The 25703-nt window shown below is 60.8% G+C and carries 23 protein-coding genes; 8 read left to right on the forward strand and 15 right to left on the reverse strand.

All coding sequences use genetic code 11. From position 1 onward, the window contains the following. Positions 1 to 2: 2 nt before the first annotated feature. Entirely contained in the window at positions 3 to 2093 is a 2091-nt protein-coding gene (gene malQ, locus ACJ8QI_RS23110; RefSeq protein ID WP_442533150.1) for a 4-alpha-glucanotransferase, read from the forward strand. Positions 2094 to 2162: 69 nt separating this feature from the next. Here malQ and nfuA read toward each other — a convergent pair whose 3' ends face one another. Continuing rightward, on the reverse strand, positions 2163 to 2738 hold the full coding sequence (gene nfuA, locus ACJ8QI_RS23115; RefSeq protein WP_033631902.1) for a Fe-S biogenesis protein NfuA: 576 nt from the start codon (positions 2736 to 2738) through the stop codon (positions 2163 to 2165). 58 nt (positions 2739 to 2796) lie between these two features. Continuing rightward, positions 2797 to 3480 carry a DNA utilization protein GntX gene (gene gntX / locus ACJ8QI_RS23120; protein ID WP_442533151.1) on the reverse strand — a complete coding sequence of 228 codons (684 nt, stop codon included), beginning with the start codon at positions 3478 to 3480 and terminating at the stop codon, positions 2797 to 2799. Between the two features lie 40 nt (positions 3481 to 3520). Here gntX and bioH point away from each other — a divergent pair, with 40 nt between their 5' ends. After that, positions 3521 to 4291, forward strand: coding sequence for a pimeloyl-ACP methyl ester esterase BioH (bioH, locus tag ACJ8QI_RS23125; RefSeq protein WP_442533152.1), 771 nt, complete (start codon positions 3521 to 3523; stop codon positions 4289 to 4291). Positions 4292 to 4562: 271 nt separating this feature from the next. Continuing rightward, entirely contained in the window at positions 4563 to 4847 is a 285-nt protein-coding gene (locus tag ACJ8QI_RS23130; protein ID WP_049202818.1) for a YdgH/BhsA/McbA-like domain containing protein, read from the forward strand. A gap of 41 nt (positions 4848 to 4888) precedes the next feature. Here ACJ8QI_RS23130 and ACJ8QI_RS23135 read toward each other — a convergent pair whose 3' ends face one another. From ACJ8QI_RS23135 to greB, 5 genes are all read right to left on the reverse strand, one after another. After that, complete coding sequence (locus tag ACJ8QI_RS23135; RefSeq protein WP_048232091.1) at positions 4889 to 5128, reverse strand: FeoC-like transcriptional regulator; 240 nt, start codon at positions 5126 to 5128, stop codon at positions 4889 to 4891. Continuing rightward, positions 5128 to 7443: a Fe(2+) transporter permease subunit FeoB gene (gene feoB / locus ACJ8QI_RS23140; RefSeq protein ID WP_049272751.1), complete on the reverse strand. Its 2316-nt coding sequence runs from the start codon at positions 7441 to 7443 to the stop codon at positions 5128 to 5130. The genes ACJ8QI_RS23135 and feoB overlap by 1 nt, the downstream gene beginning before the upstream one ends. 72 nt (positions 7444 to 7515) lie before the next feature. After that, entirely contained in the window at positions 7516 to 7740 is a 225-nt protein-coding gene (feoA, locus tag ACJ8QI_RS23145; protein WP_038878234.1) for a ferrous iron transporter A, read from the reverse strand. A 606-nt stretch (positions 7741 to 8346) separates the two neighbouring features. Next, on the reverse strand, positions 8347 to 10680 hold the full coding sequence (locus ACJ8QI_RS23150; protein WP_089186540.1) for a Tex family protein: 2334 nt from the start codon (positions 10678 to 10680) through the stop codon (positions 8347 to 8349). A 157-nt stretch (positions 10681 to 10837) separates the two neighbouring features. Continuing rightward, positions 10838 to 11311, reverse strand: a complete 474-nt coding sequence (gene greB / locus ACJ8QI_RS23155; RefSeq protein ID WP_038878177.1) for a transcription elongation factor GreB — start codon at positions 11309 to 11311, stop codon at positions 10838 to 10840. Positions 11312 to 11541: 230 nt separating this feature from the next. On the opposite strand from greB, the gene cbpA reads away from it, so the two are divergent. The 4 genes from cbpA (at position 11542) to envZ (ending at position 15159) form a co-directional block, all read left to right on the forward strand. Continuing rightward, positions 11542 to 12504, forward strand: a complete 963-nt coding sequence (gene cbpA, locus ACJ8QI_RS23160) for a curved DNA-binding protein (protein WP_442533153.1) — start codon at positions 11542 to 11544, stop codon at positions 12502 to 12504. Positions 12505 to 12509: 5 nt separating this feature from the next. Then, positions 12510 to 12815 carry a chaperone modulator CbpM gene (locus tag ACJ8QI_RS23165; protein WP_019455157.1) on the forward strand — a complete coding sequence of 102 codons (306 nt, stop codon included), beginning with the start codon at positions 12510 to 12512 and terminating at the stop codon, positions 12813 to 12815. Between the two features lie 257 nt (positions 12816 to 13072). After that, entirely contained in the window at positions 13073 to 13792 is a 720-nt protein-coding gene (ompR, locus tag ACJ8QI_RS23170) for an osmolarity response regulator transcription factor OmpR (RefSeq protein ID WP_004709363.1), read from the forward strand. Then, positions 13789 to 15159 (forward strand): two-component system sensor histidine kinase EnvZ, encoded by a 1371-nt coding sequence (gene envZ, locus ACJ8QI_RS23175; protein ID WP_038881686.1) that lies wholly within the window; start codon positions 13789 to 13791, stop codon positions 15157 to 15159. Before ompR ends, envZ begins: the two co-directional genes overlap by 4 nt. Before the next feature lie 34 nt (positions 15160 to 15193). Here the strand turns inward: envZ and ACJ8QI_RS23180 are convergent, their stop codons facing one another. The 7 genes from ACJ8QI_RS23180 to ACJ8QI_RS23210 all read right to left on the reverse strand — a co-directional run bounded on the left by ACJ8QI_RS23180 (position 15194) and on the right by ACJ8QI_RS23210 (position 22093). Continuing rightward, on the reverse strand, positions 15194 to 15673 hold the full coding sequence (locus ACJ8QI_RS23180; protein ID WP_015379310.1) for a type II toxin-antitoxin system VapC family toxin: 480 nt from the start codon (positions 15671 to 15673) through the stop codon (positions 15194 to 15196). After that, positions 15670 to 15930: a FitA-like ribbon-helix-helix domain-containing protein gene (locus ACJ8QI_RS23185; protein ID WP_015379309.1), complete on the reverse strand. Its 261-nt coding sequence runs from the start codon at positions 15928 to 15930 to the stop codon at positions 15670 to 15672. The genes ACJ8QI_RS23180 and ACJ8QI_RS23185 overlap by 4 nt, the downstream gene beginning before the upstream one ends. A gap of 126 nt (positions 15931 to 16056) precedes the next feature. Further along, positions 16057 to 17676, reverse strand: a complete 1620-nt coding sequence (gene pckA, locus ACJ8QI_RS23190; RefSeq protein ID WP_015379308.1) for a phosphoenolpyruvate carboxykinase (ATP) — start codon at positions 17674 to 17676, stop codon at positions 16057 to 16059. A gap of 194 nt (positions 17677 to 17870) precedes the next feature. Beyond that, the gene (hslO, locus tag ACJ8QI_RS23195) at positions 17871 to 18749 is read right to left on the reverse strand and encodes an Hsp33 family molecular chaperone HslO (protein WP_015379307.1); all 879 of its coding nucleotides are present in this window, start codon (positions 18747 to 18749) and stop codon (positions 17871 to 17873) included. A 25-nt stretch (positions 18750 to 18774) separates the two neighbouring features. Beyond that, positions 18775 to 19182 carry a ribosome-associated heat shock protein Hsp15 gene (gene hslR / locus ACJ8QI_RS23200; RefSeq protein WP_015379306.1) on the reverse strand — a complete coding sequence of 136 codons (408 nt, stop codon included), beginning with the start codon at positions 19180 to 19182 and terminating at the stop codon, positions 18775 to 18777. Beyond that, entirely contained in the window at positions 19179 to 19859 is a 681-nt protein-coding gene (gene yrfG / locus ACJ8QI_RS23205) for a GMP/IMP nucleotidase (protein ID WP_025304546.1), read from the reverse strand. The genes hslR and yrfG overlap by 4 nt, the downstream gene beginning before the upstream one ends. 98 nt (positions 19860 to 19957) lie before the next feature. After that, on the reverse strand, positions 19958 to 22093 hold the full coding sequence (locus tag ACJ8QI_RS23210; protein ID WP_070913841.1) for an intracellular growth attenuator family protein: 2136 nt from the start codon (positions 22091 to 22093) through the stop codon (positions 19958 to 19960). Positions 22094 to 22538: 445 nt separating this feature from the next. Between ACJ8QI_RS23210 and nudE the strand changes: the two genes are divergently transcribed. Then, positions 22539 to 23093 carry an ADP compounds hydrolase NudE gene (nudE, locus tag ACJ8QI_RS23215; RefSeq protein ID WP_038878156.1) on the forward strand — a complete coding sequence of 185 codons (555 nt, stop codon included), beginning with the start codon at positions 22539 to 22541 and terminating at the stop codon, positions 23091 to 23093. Between the two features lie 51 nt (positions 23094 to 23144). Here nudE and mrcA read toward each other — a convergent pair whose 3' ends face one another. Then, positions 23145 to 25703, reverse strand: a complete 2559-nt coding sequence (mrcA, locus tag ACJ8QI_RS23220; protein WP_047729686.1) for a peptidoglycan glycosyltransferase/peptidoglycan DD-transpeptidase MrcA — start codon at positions 25701 to 25703, stop codon at positions 23145 to 23147.

The following is a 25703-nucleotide window of genomic DNA, read 5'->3' on the forward strand; positions in this document are numbered from 1 at the left end:
GAATGGATCGTAAGCGTATCGATCAGGCGGCAGCGCAGGCGGGGATCGCTGCCGATTTCATCAATGCCCACGGCAAGCGGCAGGCGATTGAGCCGGAGACCAAGCGTAAGCTGCTGGCGGCCATGAATCGGGCCGATGCCGCGCAGGAAGGGGCGGCATCGCCGTTGCCGGCGGTTAAGGTGTTCTATCAGGGCGCGCCGCTGGCGCTGACCCCGGCGGGCGAAGGCGACTACCTGTGGGTGCTGCAGCGTGAAGACGGCGAATGCCTGCAGGGGCGCGTCGGCGCGCGCAAGACCCTGACGCTGCCCGGCGACCTGCCGGCGGGGTATCACCAATTGACGCTGAGCCAGGGCGCACGGCAGTGGCCATGCCGAGTGATCGTCGCGCCGAGGCGCTGCTTCGAGCCGGACGCCTTGCTGACCGGCAAGAAACTGTGGGGCGCCTGCGTTCAGCTGTATACGCTGCGTTCCGATCGCAACTGGGGCATCGGCGATTTCGGCGATCTGCGTCTGATGGTGGAGCAGGTGGGGGAGCGCGGCGGTGCCTTCGTCGGTCTCAATCCGATCCATGCGCTGTATCCGGCCAACCCGGAGAGCGCCAGCCCTTACAGCCCCTCGTCGCGCCGCTGGCTGAATCTGGCGTATATCGACGTCAACGCGGTGGAGGATTTCCAGCGCAGCGACGCAGCGCAGCGCTGGTGGCAGAAGCCGGCGACGCAGAAGCAGCTGGCCAAGGCGCGCGCCGCGGAGTGGGTGGATTACACCGCCGTGATGCAGCTGAAGCTGGCGGCGCTGAAGCTGACGTTCCCGCTGTTTCAGGCGCGCAAGCCGAACGACGCGCAGCGTCAGGCGTTCGAACGGTTCGTGACTGAGGGCGGCGACAGCCTGTATCAGCAGGCGGCGTTCGACGCGCTGCATGCCCACTTGGCGGCCAAAGACGCCAGCCAGTGGGGATGGCCGGCCTGGCCCGAGGGCTATCGGCGGGGGCAGAGCGAAGCGGTGCGGCAGTTCTGCGACGAACATCAGGACGCGGTCCGCTTTTACCTGTGGCTGCAATGGCTGGCGGCCACGCAGTTTGCGCAGTGTTTTGAGCAGAGCCGGCAGCAGCAGATGCCGATTGGTCTGTATCGCGATCTGGCGGTCGGGGTGGCGGAAGGCGGGGCGGAAACCTGGTGCGACCGCGAGCTGTACTGCCTGAAAGCGTCGGTCGGCGCACCGCCGGACATCCTGGGGCCGCTGGGGCAAAACTGGGGCCTGCCGCCGATGGATCCGCACGTGATGGCGGCGCGCGGTTATCAGCCGTTCATCGATCTTTTGCGCGCCAACATGACCAGCTGCGGCGCGCTGCGTATCGATCACGTCATGGCGCTGCTGCGGCTGTGGTGGATCCCTTATGGCGAAACCGCCGATCGCGGCGCCTACGTCAAATACCCGGTGGACGATCTGCTGGCGGTGCTGGCGCTGGAAAGCCAGCGCCACCGTTGCATGGTGATCGGCGAGGATCTCGGCACCGTGCCGGTAGAGATCGTCGGCAAGCTGCGCGACAGCGGCGTCTATTCCTACAAGGTGCTGTATTTCGAAAGCGACGGTGAACACCATTTCCGCGCGCCGCAGGCCTATCCGGTGCAGGCGATGGCGACCATCACCACCCACGATCTGCCGACGTTGCGCGGCTATTGGCAAAGCGGCGATCTGACGCTGGGCAACCGACTGGGGCTCTATCCGGACGCGGAGATCCTGCGGGCGCTGTTCGCCGATCGGGAACGCGCCAAGCAAGGGCTGCTGGACGGGTTGCATCGCTATGGCTGCGTGCCGCAGAAGGTGGGCAAGAGGGCGGCGCTGCTCGGCATGAGTCCGCTGCTTAACCGCGGTCTGCAGCGTTATGTCGCCGACAGCGCCAGCGCCCTGCTCGGCCTGCAGCCGGAAGACTGGCTGGACATGGCCGATCCGGTCAATATTCCCGGCACCAGTGACCAGTACCCTAACTGGCGGCGCAAGCTGATCCAAACGCTGGAGGAGATGTTCGCCGATCCGCGGATAAACCGGCTGCTGAAGGATTTGGACAAACGGCGGCGCAAGGTGTCGGTGGGCTAAAAACGACAATGCCGGAACGGGTTCCCCCTTCCGGCATTGCGTTATCTACCGTGGCGTGAGCGCCGGGTATCAGTAGTAAGAGTGCTCGCCGCGCTGGTGTTCGGTCAGATCACGCACGCCTTTCAGCTCCGGGAACTTCTGCAGCAGCTCTTTCTCGATGCCTTCTTTCAGCGTGACGTCGACCATCGAACAGCCGTTGCAACCGCCGCCGAACTGCAGGATCGCCATGTTGTCGTCGGTGATCTCCATCAGCGTCACGCGGCCGCCGTGGCCCGCCAGCTGTGGGTTGATCTGCGACTGCAGCACGTATTCCACGCGCTCCATCAGCGGCGCGTTGTCATCGACCTTGCGCATTTTGGCGTTCGGCGCCTTCAGCGTCAGCTGAGAACCCAGCTGGTCGGTCACGAAGTCGATTTCGGCGTCTTCCAGATACGGCGCGCTCAGCTCATCGACATAGGCGGACAGTTTGTCGAACTTCAGTTCGGTATCCGTCGCTTCTACCGCGTCCGGCGGGCAATAAGAGACACCGCATTCGGCCGTCGGCGTGCCCGGGTTGATCACGAATACGCGGATTTGGGTGCCTTCTTCTTGATTTGCCAGCAGTTTGGCAAAGTGTTCCTGTGCAGCATCTGTTATACGGATCATAGCATTAGCTCAATAGTTGACTTCTATAGTCGGTTATAATACGCCCATTGCCGTGGCACTACAACGTGCGGCAAACGCACCAGATCTGCACCGAGGCGGCGCCTTGCCGCCGCAGCAGCGCCGCGATCTCCGCGACGGTGCTGCCGGTGGTCACCACGTCATCCACCAGGGCGATATGCCGGCCGGCGGCCGAGACGGTGCAGACGAACGCGCGCTGCAGATTGCGCCTGCGCGCTCCGGCGCTCAGCCGCTGTTGCAGGGCGGTCTTGCGTACCCGGCGCAAGGCGGCGGGCCGATAGGGGCAGCCCAGCCAGCGCGCCAGCGGCCGGGCCAGCAGATCGCTCTGGTTATAGCCGCGGCGCCAGCAGCGTGATGCATGCAAGGGTACCGCTAAAATCAGGTCGGGTCTGTTCAGATACTGCTCTCTGCGCGCCTGCTGCCAGCGCAACAGCATCAGGCGCGCCAACGCCGGGGCCAGCTCGGGCGCGCGATGAAACTTGAACCTCTTTACCAGTTGGCTGAGGGGCGCAACGTAGTCGCCGACGAACACCAGCCGTTGCCAGGGCGGCGGCCGTTGCAGGCAGCGGCCGCAGGGCGTTTGCGTCTCCCCGGCGGGCAACCCGCAGCGCGGGCAACACGGGGGGCTGGCCGGCAGATGGCGCAGGCAGCAGCTGCAGATGCCATGACGCATCAGGCTCAACGGCTGTCGGCATAGCCAACAGCGGCTGCGGATTGATAGCATAGAGCCTCCGAGACGGATAAGCATGAAAGGACAATAACCAATGACAGCGCTGTACTGGCAAACAATAGGTGAAGGCGAACGCGATCTTGTGCTGCTGCACGGCTGGGGATTGAACGCCGAAGTGTGGAGTTGCATTCAGGCGCGACTGGCGCCGCATTTTCGCCTGCACCTGGTCGATCTGCCGGGGTACGGCCGCAGCCAGGGGTTCGGTGCCCTGTCGCTGGAGCAGATGACGGAAATTGTGCTGGTGGCTGCCCCGTCGCAGGCCTGGTGGCTGGGCTGGTCGCTCGGCGGGCTGGTGGCCAGCCAGGTGGCGTTGATGCAACCTGAGCGGCTCAAGGGCTTGATCACCGTGGCCTCTTCGCCTTGCTTTGCCGCCCGCGATGAGTGGCCGGGGATCCGCCCGGACGTGCTGAGCGGTTTTCAGCACCAGCTGAGCCTGGATTTCCAGCGCACCGTCGAGCGTTTTCTGGCGCTGCAGACGCTGGGCACCGAGAGCGCGCGTCAGGATGCGCGCCAGCTGAAAGCGGTGGTGCTCAACCAGCCGACGCCGAGCGTCGAGGTGTTGAACGGCGGGCTGGAGATCCTGCGCACCGCCGATCTGCGTGCGCCGTTGGCCGCGCTGGAGCTGCCGTTGCTGCGGATTTACGGCTATCTGGACGGGCTGGTGCCGCGCAAGGTCGCCGAGCTGCTCGACGCGGCCTGGCCGAATTCTACGTCGCAGGTCGTGGCCAAAGCCGCCCATGCGCCGTTTATCTCTCATCCCGACGAATTTGTGACGATGATCGAAGCGTTTATTGCAGCACATTGAATGCGGCGGTAAAACGCACGATAGGGCGCGAAAAAAAACGCTGCCGGGTGGATAAAAGACAAAGCTGTTCGATACTTAGTGAGTCAATGCGTTGGCTGCAAAATGAAAAGACCGCGTGCGGCGCTTTTCATTTTGGCGTTTCGTCTCTGGGAAAACAGGCCCCGTCAGGGAAAGCAACGAGGTCTGAGGATGTCGCGGCAGCCTGCTGTACTACGCATGGATTCTTGACGGCTTTCATAACAGATAAATTATCCATTGAGAGGTTAGTGTCATGAAATCATTGAAGATGATTATTGCAGCGGCAGTGCTGGGTTCGGTGTCTTTCGGCTCCATGGCGGCAACCCTGCTGACCAAGGAAGATCTGGATAAGAACCCGGGTAAATACGAGAAGATCGGCACCGTGACCACCACGGCGCAGACCACCTCGCCGATGGATGCCAAGGATGAGCTGTCCAAACTGGCGGACGAAAAGGGCGGTCAATACTACGTGATCCTGGCAGGCCGCGAGCACGGTAAATTCAGCGCCATCGCTGAAGTTTACAAAGACAAGCAATAAGCCTTCAACGGCAAGGGGCGCCGCAGCGGCGCCCCTGATCGTCAGGCCTTCAGCCGGTAGAACACCGTACTGCACCCCTGGCCCTGCGGGCAGCCTTTGCAACTGCCGCTCAGACAGGCGCCGTCATCCTGTTCGATACGCTCTACTTTTCCCATCGCCGCCAAACGGTCCAGCATCGCCTGCACCAACGGCAGCGGCGTCGCCAGCGATTGGCTGAGCTGCTGTGCCTGAGCGCTGCCAAGCAGCGCCAGCGCATCGCGCACCTGCAGCAGCCCGGCCATCAGTGACAGCTCCCCTTGGCGCCCTGGCAACAGGCCGCCGGCGTAGCGTTGCCCAGGCGCACCGTAACGCGGCTGCGCGCCCGGCGCAGGCCGAACAGCACCAGCAGGTTCACCGCCAGCACCACCAGGATCGCCGTCAGGCTGTACTGTGGGTGTTGGTTGAAGGTGGCCACCTGGTAGAACAGCGTCGCCAGCGAGTAGGCCACGTTCAGCCCCCACAGAATAGAGAAGGTCATCCAGCCGCGGCTCGATTCACGAGCGATGGCGCCCATCACCGAGACGCAAGGCACATACAGCAGCACGAAGATCAGGTAGCTGTAAGCGGAGATACCGGAGCCGAATTTGCTGCTCATTACGCCCATCGAGCCGACACCCATCTCGCCGTCGCCCTTGCTGGCTTCGATTGGGTTGGAGAGCACGCTCAGGCTGAAGGTGTTTTTCAGGCCGTCCCAGGTTTCGTTCAGCGCGCCGCCCAGCTCATCGAGCAGGTTGAAGTTGGCGGCGTCGAACGCCTCTTTGTTGATGTGCTCGGCGGTGTACAGCGTGTTCAGCGTGCCGACCACCACTTCTTTCGCCATCGCACCGGTCACCAGACCGACGGTGGCCTGCCAGTTATCGCTGTGGACGCCCATCGGCTGCAGCAGCGGCGTCAACACCTTGGAGACCGAGGCCAGCGCGGAGTCGTTGATATTGTCGACCGTCTTGCCGCTGAACGAGAAGCTGTTCAGGCCGCCGATGAACATGCTGGCCACCACGATCACCTTACCGGCGCGCAGCACGAAGCCTTTCAGCCGCTGCCAGGTTTGCAGCAGCAGGCTTTTCAGGTGCGGCACGTGGTAGACCGGCAGCTCCATCACGAACGGCGAGGCCTCGCCACGCATGATGGTGTATTTGAGCACCAGACCGGTGAGGATCGCCACCGCAATGCCGAGCATGTACAGCGAGAACACCACCCCGGCGCCGTCCTGGCCGAAGAAAGCGGCGGCGAACACCGCAAAGATCGCCAGACGGGCACCGCATGACATGAACGGCGCCATCATGATGGTGATCAGGCGCTCACGCTGGGCGTCCAGCGTCCGGGCACCCATGATGGACGGCACGTTGCAGCCGAAGCCGACGATCAGCGGCACGAAGGATTTGCCCGGCAGCCCGAGCGCCTGCATCAGACGGTCCATCACGAACGCCGCGCGCGCCATGTAGCCGGAATCCTCCAGGAAGGACAGGAACAGGTACATCATGCCGATCTGTGGCACCAGCGGCAGCACGGTGTTGATACCACCGCCGATGCCCTGCGCCAGGAAAACGGTCAGCCAGTCGGGGAAGTGCAGGGTGTAGCCGAGCCACTGAATGCCCTGAATGAAGATCGCCGCCGAGCCGATATCGAAGATCGGCTGCAGCGCGCCGCCGATGTTGATCGCCAGCAGGAACATCAGGTACATCACCAGCAGGAAGATCGGCACGCCCAGCCAGCGGTTGAGGATCACTTTATCCAGCATCTCGGTCAGGCGGTTGGGCATCGCCTGCTGCGAGTTGCTGACCGCGTCGCACAGGGCGGCGATAGACTGGTAGCGCGCGTCGGCGATCACCAGCGCCGGGTCTTCTTGCTGCTGCTGTTGCAACGCCTGGGTGGCCGCAGGCAGCAGTGCGACGGCGGGGCCGGCCAGCCGGTGGCTGTAGATGTCGCCTTCCAGCATCTGCAGCGCCAGCCAGCGGCGCTGTACTGCCGGCAGCGTTTGCGGCATGGCGTCGCTCAGCGTGGCGACCTCTTTCAGCAACAGCGGCGGATAGTTCACCAGCGCCTGCTGTTCGTTGATGTGGTGATTGTCGATCATCTGTTTCAGCACGCCGATGCCGTCGGCGCGGGTGGAGACCATCGGCACCACCGGGCAGCCGAGGCGCGCCGACAGCGCGGCGACGTCGATATCGATATGCTGGCTTGTGGCGATGTCGAGCATGTTCAGCGCCACGATGCAGGGAATGCCCAGCTCCAGCAGCTGCAGCGTCAGATAGAGGTTGCGCTCCAGGTTGGAGGCGTCGACCACGTTGATCAGCAGATCGGCGTCGCCGCTCAAAATGTAGTGGCAGGCGATCTGCTCATCGAGCGAGGTTTGCTCTGAAATGGTGGTCAGGGAATAGGTGCCCGGCAAATCGACCAGCCGCACGTCGGACTGCGGGGTCGTGAAATGGCCTTCTTTGCGTTCGACCGTCACGCCCGCCCAGTTGCCGACCCGTTGGCGTGCGCCGGTCAGCTGGTTGAACAGCGTGGTTTTGCCGGAGTTCGGGTTACCGATTAAGCCGATGGTGAGTTTTTTCATAGTTCAGCGTGTCGTCTTCAAGGAGAACAGCGCCGGCGCAAGGGCGCGTCGGCAAACGGAGGGCGTGCCGGCTCAGGACTGGCCGTCGAGCTGCAGCAGCGCCAGATCCTTCCTGCGCAGCACCAGGCTGACGCGGCGAGTTTTAATTTCTATCGGATCGCCCAGCGGCGCGACGCGCACCACGTCGAACGAAGAGCCGGGCAGCATGCCGAGCGATAACAATTTCTGGCGGTAGGCCGGCGCAATTTCACCGGAAAAGCCGACAATCTTATACGTGCGTTTAGGTTGAAGCTGCATGTGATTAACCTTCCGGGTGCCGATGAACATCGGGCTGATGATAATTGGACGTTGCCGGCGAAAATGCCACGCCGTCGGCGGTATTCATCCATAAGGTCATGCAATAAAGTGAGCGCAAATAATAGTAATTATCATTATCGCGTTCAATACAAAAAGTAAGGGTATTGTAACCAATTATTATGGCGACGACAGTTTTTGATGGCGTTGCCTGGATTAATGACGTTTTACCACCGCTGGCGAGCGGGAACAAATGAGAATGACGAGTTAAATCAGTTACGTATTTGTAGCCGAGTTTTCTCGTTTGCAAACTTCGAGGGTTTTTTCCCTTTATTTATTTCCGCCGAAAGGCAATTCAATAACATTATTCCGGCGTAATGCGAGCGGTAACCATTTGTGTTTCGTTCACAATTCGCGAGATGAAACAGGCGTGTTAACGAAGTTGTTAATAAATGGCTGCGGAGAGGATTTTTATTGCCTGAATAATGGGAGGACGGTCACGCAGGAACGGGGCATAAAAAGATGACGGTTTATTGAGACGGGTCAAAAAATGCCGCAGGTTTTATTCATCAGAAAGGGCGGAGCAGGCTCCGCCCTGTCGGTTCCGACTTAGCGTTTCTTACCGAACGCCGCCGCCAGCGCGTCGCCCATGGCGCTGTTGCCGGCCGGCGCTGCATTGCGCGGTTTGGCCTTGTTGGCACCCGCCGAACGGCTGGCGTTGTCGCGTGCCTGCGCTGGCGCGTTGCCGCCGCGGCGCGGTGAACCTTCGCCCGGCTGCTCATCCAGGCGCATGCTCAGCGCGATGCGTTTACGCTGCAGATCGACTTCCATCACCTTCACTTTGACGATGTCGCCGGCCTTCACCACGGTGTGCGGATCTTCAACGAACTTGTCCGCCAGCGAGGAGATGTGCACCAGGCCGTCCTGATGCACGCCGATATCCACGAAGGCACCGAAGTTGGTGACGTTGGTAACCGACCCTTCCAGGATCATGCCCACCTGCAGATCGTTGAGGGTTTCCACCCCTTCGGCAAAGGTCGCGGTTTTGAACTCAGGGCGCGGATCGCGGCCCGGTTTCTCCAGCTCTTTCAGGATATCGGTGACCGTCGGTACGCCGAACTTGTCGTCGGTGAAATCGACCGCTTTCAGGTTGCGCACCGCCGAAGCGTTGCCCATCAGGTCCTGCAGCGCCTGCTCGGTGGCGGCCAGAATGCGCTGCACCACCGGGTAGGCTTCCGGGTGAACGGTGGAGGCGTCCAGCGGGTTGTCGCCGTGGTTGATGCGCAGGAAGCCGGCGCACTGTTCGAAGGCTTTCGGCCCCAGGCGGCTGACCTTCAGCAGCTGTTCACGGTTGCTGAAGCGGCCGTTCTCGTCGCGCCAGTTGACGATATTTTGCGCCATCATGCGCGTCAGGCCGGCCACGCGGGTCAGCAACGGCACCGACGCGGTGTTCAGATCGACGCCGACGGCGTTCACGCAGTCTTCCACCACCGAGTCCAGCTTCTTCGCCAGCTGGCTCTGGCTGACGTCGTGCTGATACTGGCCGACGCCGATGGATTTCGGGTCGATCTTCACCAGCTCCGCCAGCGGATCCTGCAGGCGACGGGCAATGGATACCGCGCCGCGCAGCGACACATCGAGATCCGGGAATTCCAGCGCCGCCAGTTCGGACGCGGAATACACCGATGCGCCCGCTTCGCTGACGATCACTTTCTGCGCTCGGACCTCGGCGAACTGCTTTTGCAGGTCGAGATAAAAGCGCTCGGTTTCACGCGAGGCGGTGCCGTTGCCGATGGCCACCAGCTCCACGTTATGTTTGATACACAGTGCCGCGACGATGGCGGCGGCTTTGGCCGCTTGCCCGGTGTGTGGGTAGACGGTGTCGGTGGCGACCAGCTTGCCGGTCGCGTCGACCACGGCGACTTTCACCCCGGTGCGCAGGCCAGGATCGAGGCCCATGGTGGCGCGCATGCCGGCCGGCGCGGCCATCAGCAGATCGTGCATGTTGCGGGCGAACACGTTGATCGCTTCGTCTTCCGCGCGCTCACGCACCGTGCCCATCAGCTCGGTTTCCAGGTGTAGCAGCACCTTGATGCGCCAGGTCCAGTTGACCACTGCCTTGCGCCAGGCGTCGGCCGGGGCGTTGTTCAGGCGCAGGTTGAGGTGATTGATGATGATCAGCTCCGCCTGGCTTTCGCGCGGCGCTTCCTCAAACTGCGGATCGGCGTTCAACGCCAGCTGCAGCACGCCTTCGTTGCGGCCGCGGAACATCGCCAGCGCGCGGTGCGAAGGCACCTGGGAAATCGGTTCGTGATGATCGAAATAGTCGCGGAACTTGGCGCCTTCTTCTTCCTTGCCCTCGACCACTTTGGACACCAGATGGGCGTTTTTCCACAGGTAGTCGCGCACCTTGGCCAGCAGCGTGGCGTCTTCGGCGAAGCGCTCCATCAGGATATAGCGCGCGCCGTCGAGGGCGGCTTTGACGTCCGCCACGCCCTTGTCGGCATCGACGTAGCGTTCAGCCAGTTGTTCCGGCTGCTGTTGCGGATCCTGCCACAGCGCGTCCGCCAGCGGTTCCAGACCGGCCTCGATGGCGATCTGGCCGCGGGTGCGGCGCTTCGGTTTGTACGGCAGGTAGAGGTCTTCGAGTTCGGTCTTGCTCAGCGTGGCGTTGATCGCCCCCGCCAGTTGTTCGGTCAGTTTGCCCTGTTCATCGATCGACTTCAGGATGGTCTGGCGACGATCTTCCAGTTCACGCAGATAACCCAGGCGGGTTTCCAGCTGGCGCAGTTGGGTGTCGTCCAGGCCCCCGGTGACTTCCTTACGATAGCGTGCAATAAAGGGCACGGTATTACCTTCATCCAGCAGACGGATGGCGGAGTCGACTTGCTCCGGCCGGGCCTGCAGTTCTGTTGCAATAATGCGGCTCAGTGGGTCATTCATAGGTCTGGTATCTGTATTGAGAACGGTGAATAAACAGGGGACAGTTATACGGATTGATCGCGGAAAATGCCAGCGGAGCGGGCCGCCGCCGCGCGGCCGCGGCGTGGAGAACAGCTCAGGCGGCGGCGTTGGCGGCGGTTCGAAAAAAGCTGAAAGCTTACTTCGGGTAGTCTATCTCGTTCACGTACCACTGCGCCTCGCCCAGCGGCGTATTGACGGTGGCGACGTCCCCGACCTCTTTTTTCAGCAGGGCGCGCGCCATCGGCGCGTCGATGGAGATGTAATCCTTGCGGCCGAAGATCTCGTCGTAACCGACGATGCGAAAGCGTTTGGTCTCGCCGTCTTCGTTCTCTACTTCCACCCAGGCGCCGAAGAACACTTTGCCTTCCTGCTGCGGGGAGTAATCGACGATCTTCAGCTGCTCCAGGCATTTGGTCAGATAGCGGACGCGGCGGTCAATTTCGCGCAGCCGCTTCTTGTTGTACTGGTAGTCGGCGTTTTCGCTTCTGTCGCCCAGGCTGGCGGCCCAGGTCACTTTCTTGGTCACCTCGGGGCGTTCTTCGCGCCAGAGGTAATCCAGCTCTTGTTTGAGCTTGTCATACCCTTCACGGGTTATCAGTTGAGTTCTCATCGTGATTTATCTTTATGGGGCTACCGCCACAGTGTACGTGAATGCGCAGGGCTTTAGAAATGGCGTGGGGGCCTGCGCGTTGTCGCACGGTTTTTATTCAGTTTGCGCAGCTTTTAACAATCGGGAGTATGCTTAGCGATAGCGGAAAAGGAATGTGACGAAAGGAGGATATCTGGCGAGAGAGACAAGGAATTTTGGCGCACAACCCAACACATTGAAGGTATTACCGCATGGAATTTAAAGATTACTACGCAACGATGGGCGTTGAGCCCAACGCCGATCTGAAAACCATCAAAACGGCCTACCGCCGGCTGGCGCGTAAATATCACCCTGACGTGAGCACCGAAGAAGACGCCGAGAGCAAATTCAAGGAGCTGGCCGAAGCCTATGAGGTGCTGAAGGACGAAGAGCGCCGCGCCGAGTACGATCAGATCCGGCTGCACCGCAACGATCCGAACTTTGGCCGCCAGGCGCGCGGCGAGCACGGTGGCTATCAGCAGAGCGCTTCATGGCATGGCGGCGGTGCCGACGCACAAGACTTCTCCGATTTCTTCGAAAGCATGTTCGGCGGGCGTGCGGCAGGCGGGCACCGCTCCGCTTCGCACTCGCACGGCGGGCATGGCTTCCGCGGCCAGGATCTCGAGATGGAGGTGCCGCTGTTCCTCGAGGAAACGCTGCATGGCCAAAGCCGCGAGATCGCCTACAAGCTGCCGGTGTACGACGAGCTGGGGCGGCAGGTGAGCGAAGCCAGCAAAACGCTGAACGTGAAAATCCCGGCCGGCGTGGGCGACGGCGAGCGCATTCGCCTCAAGGGGCAGGGCGTTGCCGGCGTGGGCGGCGGCCAGAACGGCGATCTGTATCTGGTCATCCGCCTCGCGCCGCATCCGCTGTTTGAGATCGACGGCCACAACCTGAGCATCGTGGCGCCGCTCGCACCGTGGGAAGCGGCGCTCGGCGCCAGCATCGAGGTGCCGACGTTGACCGGCAAGATCGCGCTGACCGTGCCGGCCGGCAGCCAGAGCGGCAAACGGCTGCGGGTCAGAGGCAAAGGGCTGGCGGGCAAGAAAGAGCCCGGCGATCTGTACGTCATTCTCAAGGTGGTGATGCCGCCGAAACCCAACGAGAAAGCCAGCGCCCTGTGGCGAGAACTGGCCGAGCAGGCGCCGTTCAACCCGCGCGCGGAATGGGAGTAAAGCACATGATGAAGAAAGAGATCACCTTCACCGTGGTGGAATTGTGCCAACGGGTGGAAATTTCAGAGGATGAGCTGGTCGAGATCGTCGGCCTGGGCGTGATCGTGCCGCTGGAGCCGGCGCAGCCGAGCTGGGTGTTCGATTATCCGGCGCTGAGCCATCTGCAGCGTGCGCGCAGGCTGCGGGCCGAACTGGATCTGGACTGGCCGGGGATCGCCATGGCGCTGACGCTGCTCGACCGGGTTGATGCGCTGCAGCAAGAAAACCGTCAGCTGCGTAGGCAGCTGGCGCGTTTCCTGCAGACTTCCTGACCCGATATCAAAACGCCACCGTGCGGTTCGCCGGTGGCGAAATTGCGTAAAATTGGGCCGCTGCCCCACATTGCGCCGATAAAGGGCAAAATTTTGACGAACCCCCGTCGACATTCGATGAAAATTGTTGATAAATGGGGAAAAGAATAAGCTTTGTAACAATTTCGTCTAGAATACATACCATTAAACGCTGTCTCAAATGGCAAGGTTTTCTAACAATATTCGAGTCAGGCAATAAAGCCTTTGGGAGTAATACCATGCAAGAGAATCATAAGATCCTGGTTGTCGATGATGACATGCGCCTGCGCGCGCTTTTAGAACGTTATTTAACCGAGCAGGGCTTCCAGGTTCGCAGCGTTGCCAACGCTGAGCAAATGGATCGCTTGCTGACCCGTGAATCCTTCCATCTGATGGTGCTCGATCTGATGTTGCCGGGCGAAGATGGGCTGTCCATCTGCCGCCGCCTGCGCAGCCAGAGCAACCCTATGCCGATCATTATGGTCACCGCCAAAGGCGAAGAGGTCGATCGCATCGTGGGGCTGGAAATCGGCGCCGACGACTACATTCCTAAGCCGTTCAACCCGCGTGAGCTGTTGGCTCGCATCCGCGCGGTGCTGCGCCGCCAGGCTAACGAACTGCCGGGTGCGCCTTCGCAGGAAGAGGCGGTGATCGCGTTTGGCAAATTCAAACTGAACCTCGGCACCCGCGAGATGTTCCGCGAAGATGAACCGATGCCGTTGACCAGCGGCGAGTTCGCGGTCCTGAAGGCGCTGGTCAGCCACCCGCGTGAACCACTGTCGCGCGATAAGCTGATGAACCTGGCGCGTGGCCGCGAATACAGCGCCATGGAGCGCTCCATCGACGTGCAGATCTCGCGCCTGCGCCGCATGGTGGAAGAAGATCCGGCGCATCCGCGTTATATCCAGACCGTTTGGGGTCTCGGCTACGTGTTCGTCCCGGACGGCAGTAAGGCATGAGGCGATTGCGCTTTTCACCGCGTAGCTCGTTTGCCCGAACCCTGTTGTTGATCGTCACCTTGCTGTTCGTCAGCCTGGTGACGACCTATCTGGTGGTGCTGAACTTCGCCATCCTGCCCAGTCTGCAGCAGTTCAACAAGGTATTGGCGTACGAAGTGCGTATGCTGATGACCGATCGGCTGCAGCTGGAGGACGGCACGCTGCTGGAAGTGCCGCCGGCGTTCCGCCGTGAGATCTACCGCGAACTGGGCATCTCTCTCTACACCAACTCGGCGGCGGAGGAGAGCGGCCTGCGCTGGGCGCAGCACTACCAGTTCCTCAGCCAGCAGATGGCACAGCAGCTTGGCGGGCCGACCGATGTGCGGGTGGAGGTGAACAAGAACTCCCCGGTGGTGTGGCTGAAAACCTGGCTGCAGCCCGATATCTGGGTGCGCGTACCGCTGACGGAAATCCACCAGGGCGACTTCTCTCCGCTGTTCCGCTATACGCTGGCGATCATGCTACTGGCGATCGGCGGCGCCTGGCTGTTTATCCGCATTCAAAACCGCCCGCTGGTGGAGCTGGAACATGCGGCGCTGCAGGTGGGCAAGGGCATCATTCCGCCGCCGCTGCGCGAGTATGGCGCTTCCGAAGTGCGGTCGGTGACTCGCGCATTCAATCAGATGGCGTCGGGCGTCAAGCAGCTGGCGGACGACCGCACCTTGCTGATGGCCGGGGTCAGCCACGACCTGCGCACGCCGTTGACGCGCATCCGGCTGGCGACGGAGATGATGAGCGCCGAAGACGGCTATCTGGCCGAGTCGATCAATAAAGACATCGAAGAGTGCAACGCCATCATCGAGCAGTTCATCGATTACCTGCGCACCGGGCAGGAGATGCCGACCGAAAGCAGCGATCTGAACGCCATTTTGGGCGAGGTGGTCGCGGCGGAGAGCGGCTATGAGCGGGTGATTGAAACCGCGCTGTCGCCGGGCGAGCTGATGATGAACGTGCATCCGCTGTCGATTAAGCGGGCGGCGGTGAACATGGTGGTGAACGCGGCACGTTACGGCAACGGCTGGATCAAGGTCAGCAGCGGCCGTGAGCTGCAGCGCGGCTGGTTCCAGGTGGAGGATGACGGCCCGGGCATCAAACCGGAAGAATTGAAGCATCTGTTGCAGCCGTTCGTACGCGGTGACAGCGCGCGCAGCACCAGCGGCACCGGTCTGGGGCTGGCGATCGTGCAGCGCATTATCGACGCGCACGACGGCGAACTGGATATCGGCACCAGCGAACGCGGCGGGCTATTGATCCGCGCGTATATTCCGTTGCCGATGGAGAAAAAAGAGTCGGCCAACGGCCATCAAACCGCCAGGGAAAACGCCTGACGCTCTTGGCGCGGGCCGCGTTGCTGCGGCCCCGTCAGGACTTCCTGCTCATCACGTAGTATTCCGCCGCATCCTCATGCAACCGACGGCCGGTCGGCGCCTGCCACGGATCGATTAACTCGATGCCGCAGTGGAGGAAGTCTTTGGTGTTGCGGGTGGCCAGGGCGGCACCGTAATGCAGGCAGGTGGCGGCGATTTGGGTATCCGGCATGCTGACGCCAATGCCTCGGCGGCGATTGGCGCCCATTAATTCCGCATGCTGCATCGCACAGCCGACGTCAAAGGGTAAGATTCTGTCTGAAAACTCTTCCTGCAGCATGTCGCCGAGGTTAGTTTGCAGTTCGAGCTGTTTCTTGCCGTGAGGCATGCAGGCGATGCCCGTATACAGCTCCGCAACCACGATGGCGCTCAAATAGAACCGATACGTATCCTGCTCATCTAACCAGCGCAATACATTGTAGTGAGGCGCCGGCCGCAGCAATTCCGAAACGACGTTGGTATCCAGCACAATCATTTTTCATCGTCTTCATCAAAGTTGACAATACGATGAGGGGCTTCATCACGTGGGGGGATCTCCAACTCAACGCCGCCGAATTCGGCGAAGTACTGATGCATGCGTGTTCCTAACCCATAGCGCGGTGGCTTTTTCACCAGCGCCTGTTTCAGGATCATGCGCGCTTCCTCTTCCATGGAATGGCCGTTTTTCGCCGCTGAAATACGCAGCAGCTCTTTGATTTCGTCGTCCAGATTTCTGACGGTGATAGTAGCCATTGAAACCTCCTTTGCTATCAATGATTGCATTGACTTATTTTCTCGCCTTGCTGGTTAAAAAGCAATCGCTGAAAATAAAAAAAGGCGCGGGATCCGCGCCTTAGCTGAAGAGGTAACGCTACCGAATTACAGCTTAGGGCCGGCGCTGACCAGCGCGGCGCCCGCAGGCGTGTCGGTGTATTTATCGAAGTTGGTGATGAAGCGCTCGGCCAGATCCTGCGCTTTTTCCTGCCACTGCTCGAGGCTGGCATAGGTATTGCGCGGATCGAGGATCTCCGGGTTCACGCCCGGCAGCGCGGTCGGCATCGCCAGATCGAAGATCGGCAGGGTAACGGTTTCCGCCTTGTCGATTTCACCGCTCAGGATGGCGTCAATGATGCCGCGCGTATCTTTGATCGAGATGCGCTTGCCGGTACCGTTCCAGCCGGTGTTGACCAGGTAAGCCTGGGCGCCGGCGGCCTGCATGCGTTTCACCAGCACTTCGGCGTACTGCGTCGGGTGCAGCGACAGGAATGCGGCGCCGAAGCAGGCGGAGAAGGTTGGCGTCGGTTCGGTTACGCCGCGCTCGGTGCCGGCCAGCTTGGCGGTGAAGCCGGACAGGAAGTGGTACTGAGTCTGGTTGGCGGTCAGACGCGATACCGGCGGCAGCACGCCGAAGGCATCGGCGGTCAGGAAGATCACCTTGGTGGCGTGACCCGCCTTGGACACCGGCTTGACGATGTTCTGGATATGGTAGATCGGGTAAGAAACGCGGGTGTTCTCGGTTTTCGAACCGTCGTTGAAGTCGATGCTGCCATCGGCCAGCACGGTAACGTTTTCCAGCAGCGCGTCGCGTTTGATGGCGTGATAGATGTCCGGCTCGGCTTCTTCAGACAGCTTGATGGTCTTGGCGTAGCAGCCGCCTTCGAAGTTGAACACGCCGTCGTCGTCCCAGCCGTGCTCGTCATCGCCGATCAGCTGACGCTTCGGATCGGTGGAGAGGGTGGTCTTGCCGGTACCGGACAGGCCGAAGAACACCGCCACGTCGCCTTTCTCGCCCACGTTGGCCGAGCAGTGCATCGAGGCGATGCCTTTCAGCGGCAGCAGGTAGTTCATCATCGAGAACATGCCTTTCTTCATTTCGCCGCCGTACCAGGTGCCGCCGATCAACTGCATGCGCTCGGTCAGGTTGAAGGCGACGAAGTTCTCCGAGTTCAGGCCTTGCTGCTGCCAGTTCGGGTTGGTGCATTTGGCGCCGTTCATCACCACGAAGTCCGGCTCGAAGTCAGCCAGTTCTTCATCGCTCGGGCGGATGAACATGTTTTTCACGAAGTGCGCCTGCCAGGCCACCTCGGTGATGAAGCGCACTTTCAGGCGCGAGTCGGCGTTGGCGCCGCAGAAGGTATCCACCACGAACAGGCGTTTGCCGGACAGTTGTTCGGTGACCAGGTGTTTCAGATCGGCCCACACTTCCGGGCTGAGGGGTTTGTTGTCGTTTTTGCCTTTGCCCTGATCGGCCCACCACACGGTATCGCGGGTGATGTCGTCGCGGACGATGTATTTGTCTTTCGGCGAGCGGCCGGTGAAGATGCCGGTATCGACGGAGACGGCACCCAGCTTGGTGACTACCCCACGCTCAAAACCTTCCAGAGATGGGTCTGTTTCTTCCTTAAACAGCAGTTCATAGCTCGGGTTGTGAACGATTTCGCTAACGTCGTGAATGCCGTAAGCGGCCAGATCCTGAGGGGTTATACCTTTAACGCGCATGTTACTACTCCTTGGTCACAGAATTTCTGGCGGCAATTGTAGGGATCTAACGGTGCGTAACCGCGATGGGTATCAAATATTTAACGTTTTAGGCGGTATTTCGTTACGATCTGAGAGATAGCACACGGAAAAAAGCAAACGTGCAAACGGCGGGCGTTGGCGGGCGCCGAGCGCGCCCGCCGAGGAGGTGTGACTTAGTGCAACTGGTCGCTTTCGCCGGTGTTACCCGCATACAAAGCGGCAACATCAACCGGGTCAAAGACATAGTGGCTGCCACAGTAGTCGCAGTGCATGTCGATATTGCCGTCCTGCTCCAGCATGTCCGCCACTTCGTCGGTCGGCAAGGTCAGCAGCGCGTCAGCGCAACGCTGGCGCGAACAGGTGCAACGGAACTGCACGTCCTGCGGTTCGTACAGGGTGACCTCTTCCTGGTGATACAGGCGGTACAACACTTCGTTGGCCGGCAGGCCGAACAGCTCTTCGCTTTTTACCGTGTTGGTCAGTTGCACCAGATGATCGAAATCATCGAGGTTGCCGTCCTGCGCCGGCAGCACCTGCAGCAGCATACCGGCCGCCGCGGCGTTGCCTTCCGCTTCGCCGGTGCGGATGAACAGGCGGGTTGGCAGCTGCTCGGACTGGCGGAAGTAGGCTTCCAGGCATTCGGCCAGGGTTTCACCTTCCAGACCGACCACGCCCTGATAGCGCTCGCCTTCCGTCGGCGAAATGGTGATGACCATGACGCCGTTGCCGATCATCTGATGCAAGGTGCTGTCGTCGGCGATAGGCGCCTGGGTGCGCGCAACGCCGCGCATCTCCTGACGGTTGTTGCCGTTGATCACCGCCAGCTTCAGCGGGCCGTCGCCTTGCAGCTGCACGGTGATGTCGCCGTCGAACTTCAGGGTCGCGGTCAGCAGACTGGTGGCGACCAGCAGTTCGCCCAGCAGCTTCTGTACCGGCGCCGGGTAGTCGTGGTTGTTCAGGATCTGCTGATAGGTTTCGCTGACGGTAACCAGCTCGCCGCGCACCGCGTAGTTTTCAAACAGGTAACGGTGCAATTGGTCATGGTTGGACATAATCTTCTCTCATTGCGGTGAGGGGTTATTCCGGCTCACCAAATTTAAATTTCATCAGGTCTCGCCGCTCCTTTTTGTCCGGACGACGGTCCGGATGCGGCATGGTCAACGCGTTCATCTTGCGCGCCAGCGCCATCTTTTCGCGGTTGGCGATGCTGGCTTCGGTTTCCTGATACATTTGCTGCGCCTCGCCAGCGCCGCGGCGTTGGCTGGTCAGCGCCAGCACGATCACCGTACGTTCTTCGTTGCCTTGCCGCAGCTTGAGCTCGGCGTTGAGTTCGACAATCTTGCTCGGCTTGCCGCGCTGGCCGTTGTAATGCACCTTGCCGCCGTCGATCATTTCGCGTGCCAGCGCACGGGTCTTATAGAAGCGAGCGGCCCAGAGCCACTTATCCAGCCGTACCGCGTCGTCGCGCGTCGCTTTTTCCTTCATGCTTCCCCCTTGGCCAGCGCCGGTATCAGCAGGCGGTAGTCACGCATCGACGGATGGCGCTGGAAGCTTTTTTCCGCCGTACTGGAGTCCGGGTTTTGCACGCCCAGGCAGTAACGAATGCCGAAAGTGCGCGCCGCGTCGAGGATCGGCTCGCCGTCGTCGACGAACAGCGTGCGCTGCGGATTGAATCCGGTGTGCTGTTGCACCGCCTGCCACAGACGCTGATCTTCTTTCGGATAACCAAATGTGTGGGTGGAAAACAATAAATCAAGGTGCCGATCGAGGCCGGTATGCTCGATTTTCACCGCCAGGCTGTGCGGATGGGCGTTGGTCAGCAAAATGGTTTGCAGACCGGCGTCGCGCAGCGCCCGTAAAAACGGCTCGGTGTCTTCGCGCAGCCGGGCGCGGCTGCCGACTTCGCTGGTCATGCGGTAGATATCCAGATCCAACCGCTCGCTCCAGTAATCGAAGCAATACCAGTTCATGGTGTGCTGCACCGCCTGATACTCCCGCTCAATGATATGACGGGCTTCGTCGAAAGGAATGGCGCGCCTTTCGCTCAGCGCCTGCGGCACCAGGCTGAGCCAAAAGTGGCTGTCGAACTCCAGATCCAGCAAGGTGCCGTCCATATCCAGCAGCACGGTATCGATCTGCGGCCAATCAAACTCGGGAACCATAAAAACTCCACGGGCGGACCGACGGGCGGTCCGCAGATGAGAATAATAGCGTTAGCGTAGCATAAGCAGATGACAGGGCGGAGGCCCCGGCGTCAGGTTCAGGCCATCGGCCGCATCGACATCGGATTGAGCTGCGGATTGAAGCAGCTGTCGTAGTAACGCTGGATATCGGCGACGCGGTGCTGATTGATGCGCCGACGCTGCACCAGCCGCCAGGCGTTATAGCCCAGGCTGATGACGACCGCCAGCAACAGCAGACTGGTACCGAGGTAGCGCCACAGGGTTATCATGTCCGGTTCGCTGTGCAGCGCCACATGACGGGTGCCGTTGGCGTCGACGCTGAGGCTGGTGATCACGCCCTGTGCCTGGAAGGGGGTGTGCAGCAGCAGAGTGGAAAGGCGCTGCAACTCATTCCACTGGTCGAGGGCGTTGTATTCGCTCTGCGGCGCCGACGGTTGCGGATGGCTGACCAACTGGCGGCCTTCGTCGCTGCTGATCAGGAAACCGCCCGGCGGCGGGCTGTTGAGCGCTGCGGCGGCCAAACGCGTTTCATTGAAGATGAACGACGATGTGGCCACTTTGGTCAGGCTTTCCAGCGACTCGGCGCTCACCGGGCGCAGCAGGACGTTGACGCCTTGCAGCGCGCCGGACCTGGCGCGTTTCACCAGACCGCTCCAGTTTTTGGCGTTGCCCAGGTTGACCAGGGCGTTCTTCAACCGCACGCAGTCGCTTTCTGCCTGGCACAAATCCTGTGTTTTCAAAACGATATCAGAGAAGTCGTCCAACAGGATCATGCCGGATTTCTCGATGGCGCTGGCCAACTGAGGGTTGACCTTCTGATCGGCGCCGCTCGGATGCAGCTGGCTGTTGACCGTAGCCAGCAGGGCCGTCGCTTTGTCTATGACTTCCGATTCCGGCTGTGGCAGTGGGGCGGCGTTGTTCCAGTAGATGCCGGAACAGTCGAACGGCGCAAAATTGACGGCGCTGCCCCCATTGGCCGGCGGGGGCACATAGCACATGCCACTGCCGCGCACTTTCAGCGTGTCGCCGATGCGCAGCGGCGTGGCTTCCAGCGCCTGAACGCTGGTCACTTCCACTTTTTGCGCACCCTGCAGCCAGGCCATGCTGAGGGTCAGCGGCAGGTTGAGCGGGATATAGATCAGCAGCAACAGCAGCACCAGCGCCGAGCTGGCGACCAGCACCGCGTTGCGGCCCCACTGCTGCAGCGGGAAGTTTTTCACTTCGTCATGCAGCGAGAGGAAGCGCCCCTGGCGCACCACCTGCCGATTGAGGTAGACGTCCACATCGGTGGTCTTGCCCAGGTCCTGCGTCAGGTAAGGCTGCCAATGCGGCGGGTAGATAAGATCGATGATGCCGAGTGAAATGTTGCTGATCTGCCCCTGGCCGGATTCGCCGAACAGGCCCCAGCGCTTCGGCGTACCGCGCAGACAGTGGATCTCTTTCAGCTCGCGTGACGCCGGACGGCGGAACAGGTTCCAGCATCCCCAGGCGATCATCAGCACCGCCACGAAAATCATCCAGGGGATCACCAGCACCGGGCTTATCAGGCTGAAGAACAGCAGCAGCAGCGCGGCGGAGATGATGACGGCTTCACGGATGCCGTTCGGCCGGTTCAGCGCATGCTCTTCCGGCGTTTCCTTGCGAATATTGACCAGCTCGACATGCTCGCTCTCTTCCTTGCGGATAGAGGCGTTTTTGGTCGGCGCGGCGCTCACCACCGGCGGTTGCGGCCGGTCGTGAATATGATCTTTCAGCGAGTGCCCGTTGAGCGAAATCACCAGCGGCAGCGTCTGGGTACGGATCACTTCCACATGGTTGTCGGCGGTGATATAGGGTTCCCAAAACGGCGGCAGGTGCACCTCTTCGGCATCGAGATAATAGCGCCATTTATTGGGATCGTCGCTGGCCAGCCCATAGCGGGTGATGGCGTGCGTGACGGGATAAACGTTATCGCTTTGCGGGGTGAGCGCCAGTTTGGCTGCGGGCAAGGTAGCGCCGCCGCCGGGCAACAGCTTGTTGCTCAGCTTGTTTTGCTGATTGAGATAGAACTCGACCGCAGCACGCTCTTCGTCGGTCAGCTTGCGGTGGGCAGGTTTGATAAACGGCAGCGCGTGCGCCAGCGCCGACGGGTTGCGCGCCTTGAACCACAGGTACAGGCCGGCGGCAATCAGGCAGACAAGCACTAAGGCCAATATCAACACTATTGTGCTCATGCAATCCCCATCTCACACCCGTGAATTTCGCCAACCTGATGAAAAGGTGAATATTATACGGAGTAAACCGCCAGGAGGCACCCAGAACTAATGAGGGAACAAACAGATTCTCGCTCTGGATCTCATTCCTTCATGACGCAAGGCCATTTTATCACTGATTCTTGCCTGCGTGATACTAGCAACCGGCCTCTGCCGTCGATATCGGTATTATCCTATTTTCATGCGTGCTGTTTGCTGAATCAGTACGGAAAATCGCCCGCCGCTGGCTACGCTTGTTAAAAGAAAGTAAATTACTGCTCATGCTCGTTGCGGCGGAGCTTACCCTTAACGCACAATGTGATCAGGACCGAATTTGGTCAGCGTTTGAGCGCCAACGAGCCGTGCGTTACGCCAATCATTATTTCGGTTGCCCCGTCCGCGCCTGGGTAACCTCTTTGAGGCAATCATGGATAAACACCTGCAAAAACCTAAAATTCTGAAAGTGGAAACCGTCGCGCGTTCGCGTTTGTTCAACGTCGAGTCGGTCGATTTGGAATTCAGCAACGGTGTGCGGCGGGTGTATGAGCGCATGCGTCCTTCGGATCGCGAAGCGGTGATGATCGTGCCGGTGATTGGCGATGACCTGCTGCTGATCCGCGAATATGCGGTAGGCACCGAATCCTATGAGCTGGGGTTCCCGAAAGGGCTGATCGATCCCGGTGAGGGGGTGCTGGAGGCCGCCAACCGCGAGCTGATGGAAGAGGTGGGATACGGCGCGAAGCGCTTCGATTTTCTCAGCAAGCTGACGATGGCGCCCTCTTACTTTTCCAGCAAAATGAATATCGTGCTGGCGCACGATCTCTATCCGCAGAGCCTGGAAGGGGATGAGCCGGAGCCCCTGCCGCAGGTGCGTTGGCCGATCGCCGACATGATGGCGCTGCTGGCGGAACCGGATTTTCGTGAGGCGCGCAACGTCAGCGCGCTGTTCCTCTCAGAGGCATTTTTGCGCGCTTCGCGCTGATACGCTTCGCGCCAAACAAAAAAAGGGCCAGATTTCTCTGGCCCTTTTCGATCAGAACAGCTCGTGGCTTTCACCGCCCGGATCGGTCAACGTGGTGCCGGTATCGCGCGATGGGTAGTCCGTCGGCTGAGTGCCTTCGATGAAGTACTCGGAACGGCTACCGCCGCCACCGCCAGAGAGCTTGCCGCTGCTCTTGTCGATGGTGACGCTGATGATGCCCGGCGGCGGCGTGACTTTCTGCTCCGGGATGCCTTCCAGCGCGGTCTTCATGAAGTCGTCCCACGCCGGCTGGGCGCTCTTGGCTCCGCCTTCACCGCCGGAAATCTGATCCGGGATGGCGCCGGATACCGTCGAACGGCCCAGGTCGCGGCGGTGATCGTCGAAACCGATCCACACCGACGTCACGGTATCCGGACCATAGCCGGAGAACCAGGCGTCTTTGGAACTGTTGGTGGTACCGGTTTTGCCGCCGATGTCATGACGCTTCAGATCGCGCCCGGCGCGCCAGGCCGTGCCCATCCAACCCGGTTCACCGAAGATGTTGCTGTTCAGCGCGTCGTGGATGAGGAAGGCCAGCGGCGTGCTGATCACGTGCGGCGCATACTGTTGGTCGCCGTCCTGCTGCACCTGAGCCGGGGTAACCTGCTCCAGCTGCGGCATCGGCACCGTGCTGTTGCTGCCTTCCTGCGAGGTGGCGACGTTTTCGATGTTGTCGTCGGACAGCACCGCCGAACGGTGGGTGTCGCCGTAGATCACCGGCAGGTTGCAGCTGCTGCACACCACTTTCGGTTTGGCTTCGAACACCGTATTGCCGTTGTCGTCTTCAATTTTGGTGATGAAGTACGGGTCAACCAGGTAACCGCCGTTCGCCAGCACCGCGTAGCCGCGTACCAGCTGCATCGGGGTGAAGGAGGCGGAGCCCAGCGCCAGCGATTCGGTATGCACGATGTTCTGCGCCGGGAAGCCGAAGCGCTGCAGATATTCCGCCGCGTAGTCGACGCCCATCGCACGCATCGCGCGCACCATCACCACGTTCTTCGATTGCCCCAGTCCCTGCCGCAGGCGAATCGGGCCGTCGTAGGTCGGCGGCGAGTTCTTCGGCCGCCAGTCGGTGCCGGCGCCGGCATCCCAACGGGTAATCGGCAAGTCGTTCAGAATGGTGGCCAGCGTCAGGCCTTTATCCATCGCGGCAGTGTACAGGAACGGTTTGATGTTCGACCCTACCTGGCGCAGAGCCTGCGTGACGCGGTTGAACTTGCTCTGGTTGAAATCGAAGCCGCCAACCAGCGCTTTCACCGCGCCGTCGTTCGGGTTGATTGAGACCAGCGCCGAGTTGACGTCCGGCACCTGCGACAGCCACCAGGCCTCGTTCACTTTACGCACCCACACCTGCTGGCCGGCCTGCACCACGTCGGTGACGCGTTTCGGCGTTGGGCCTTGCTGCGTGTCTGAACGGTATGGGCGCGCCCAGCGCATGGTCGCCATCGGCAGGGCAATGCTGCTGCCGTCGGCCAGCATCGCCGTCGCTTCCTGCGGGTTGGCGGCGGTGATCACCGCCGGCGCCAGCGGGCCGTAGTTCGGCAGGTTTTTCAGCGAATCAACAATCTGTTTGCGATCCCAGGCCGCTTCGCCGACTTTCCACAACACGTTGGACGGGCCGCGGTAGCCGTGGCGCATGTCATAGGCCAGCACGTTGTTGCGTACCGACTCCTGCGCCGCCAGCTGCAGCCGCTTGGTGACGGTGGTGTAAACCTTGTAACCGTCGGTATAGGCATTTTCACCGTAGCGCTTGATCATCTCCTGACGCACCATCTCGGAGAGATATGGCGCGGAGAAGCTGATTTCCGGCGCATGGTAGTTGGCGACCAGATCTTCGGCGCGCGCCTGATCGTACTGCGCCTGCGTGATGTAGTGTTCGTCCAGCATGCGCGACAGCACCACGTTGCGACGGGCAACGGCGCGATCGTGCGAATAGAGCGGGTTGAAGGTGGACGGCGCTTTCGGCAGGCCGGCGATGGTCGCCATTTCGCTCAGGGTCAGCTGGCTGACGTCTTTGCCGAAATAGACCTGCGCGGCGGCGCCCACGCCGTAGGCGCGGTAACCCAGATAGATCTTGTTCAGATATAGCTCAAGGATTTCATCCTTGGTGAGCATCTGCTCGATGCGCACAGCCAGGAAGGCTTCCTTGATTTTACGCATCAGGGTGCGTTCCGGGCTTAAGAAGAAGTTACGCGCCAGCTGTTGGGTAATGGTACTGGCCCCCTGCGAAGCGTGGCCGGAGACCAGCGCGATGGAGGCGGCGCGGAAGATGCCGACCGGATCGACGCCGTGGTGATCGTAGAAGCGGCTGTCTTCGGTGGCGATGAATGCGTGCACCATCACCGGTGGAATTTGATCCAGCTTCAGCGGAATGCGGCGCTTCTCGCCGTATTGGGCGATCAGTTCGCCATCGGCGCTGTAAACCTGCATCGGTATTTGCAGCCGCACATCTTTCAGCGTTGCGACGTCGGGCAGCTGTGGCTCGACATATTTGTACAAGCCGAAAATCGAGGCTGCTCCCAGCACGATGCAACATACTGCAAGGATTAGTAAATACTTTACGAACTTCAC

Origin of the sequence: Serratia sp. CY84636, from assembly GCF_052166245.1 — a bacterium.
In the GTDB taxonomy this organism is placed as follows: domain Bacteria; phylum Pseudomonadota; class Gammaproteobacteria; order Enterobacterales; family Enterobacteriaceae; genus Serratia; species Serratia nevei.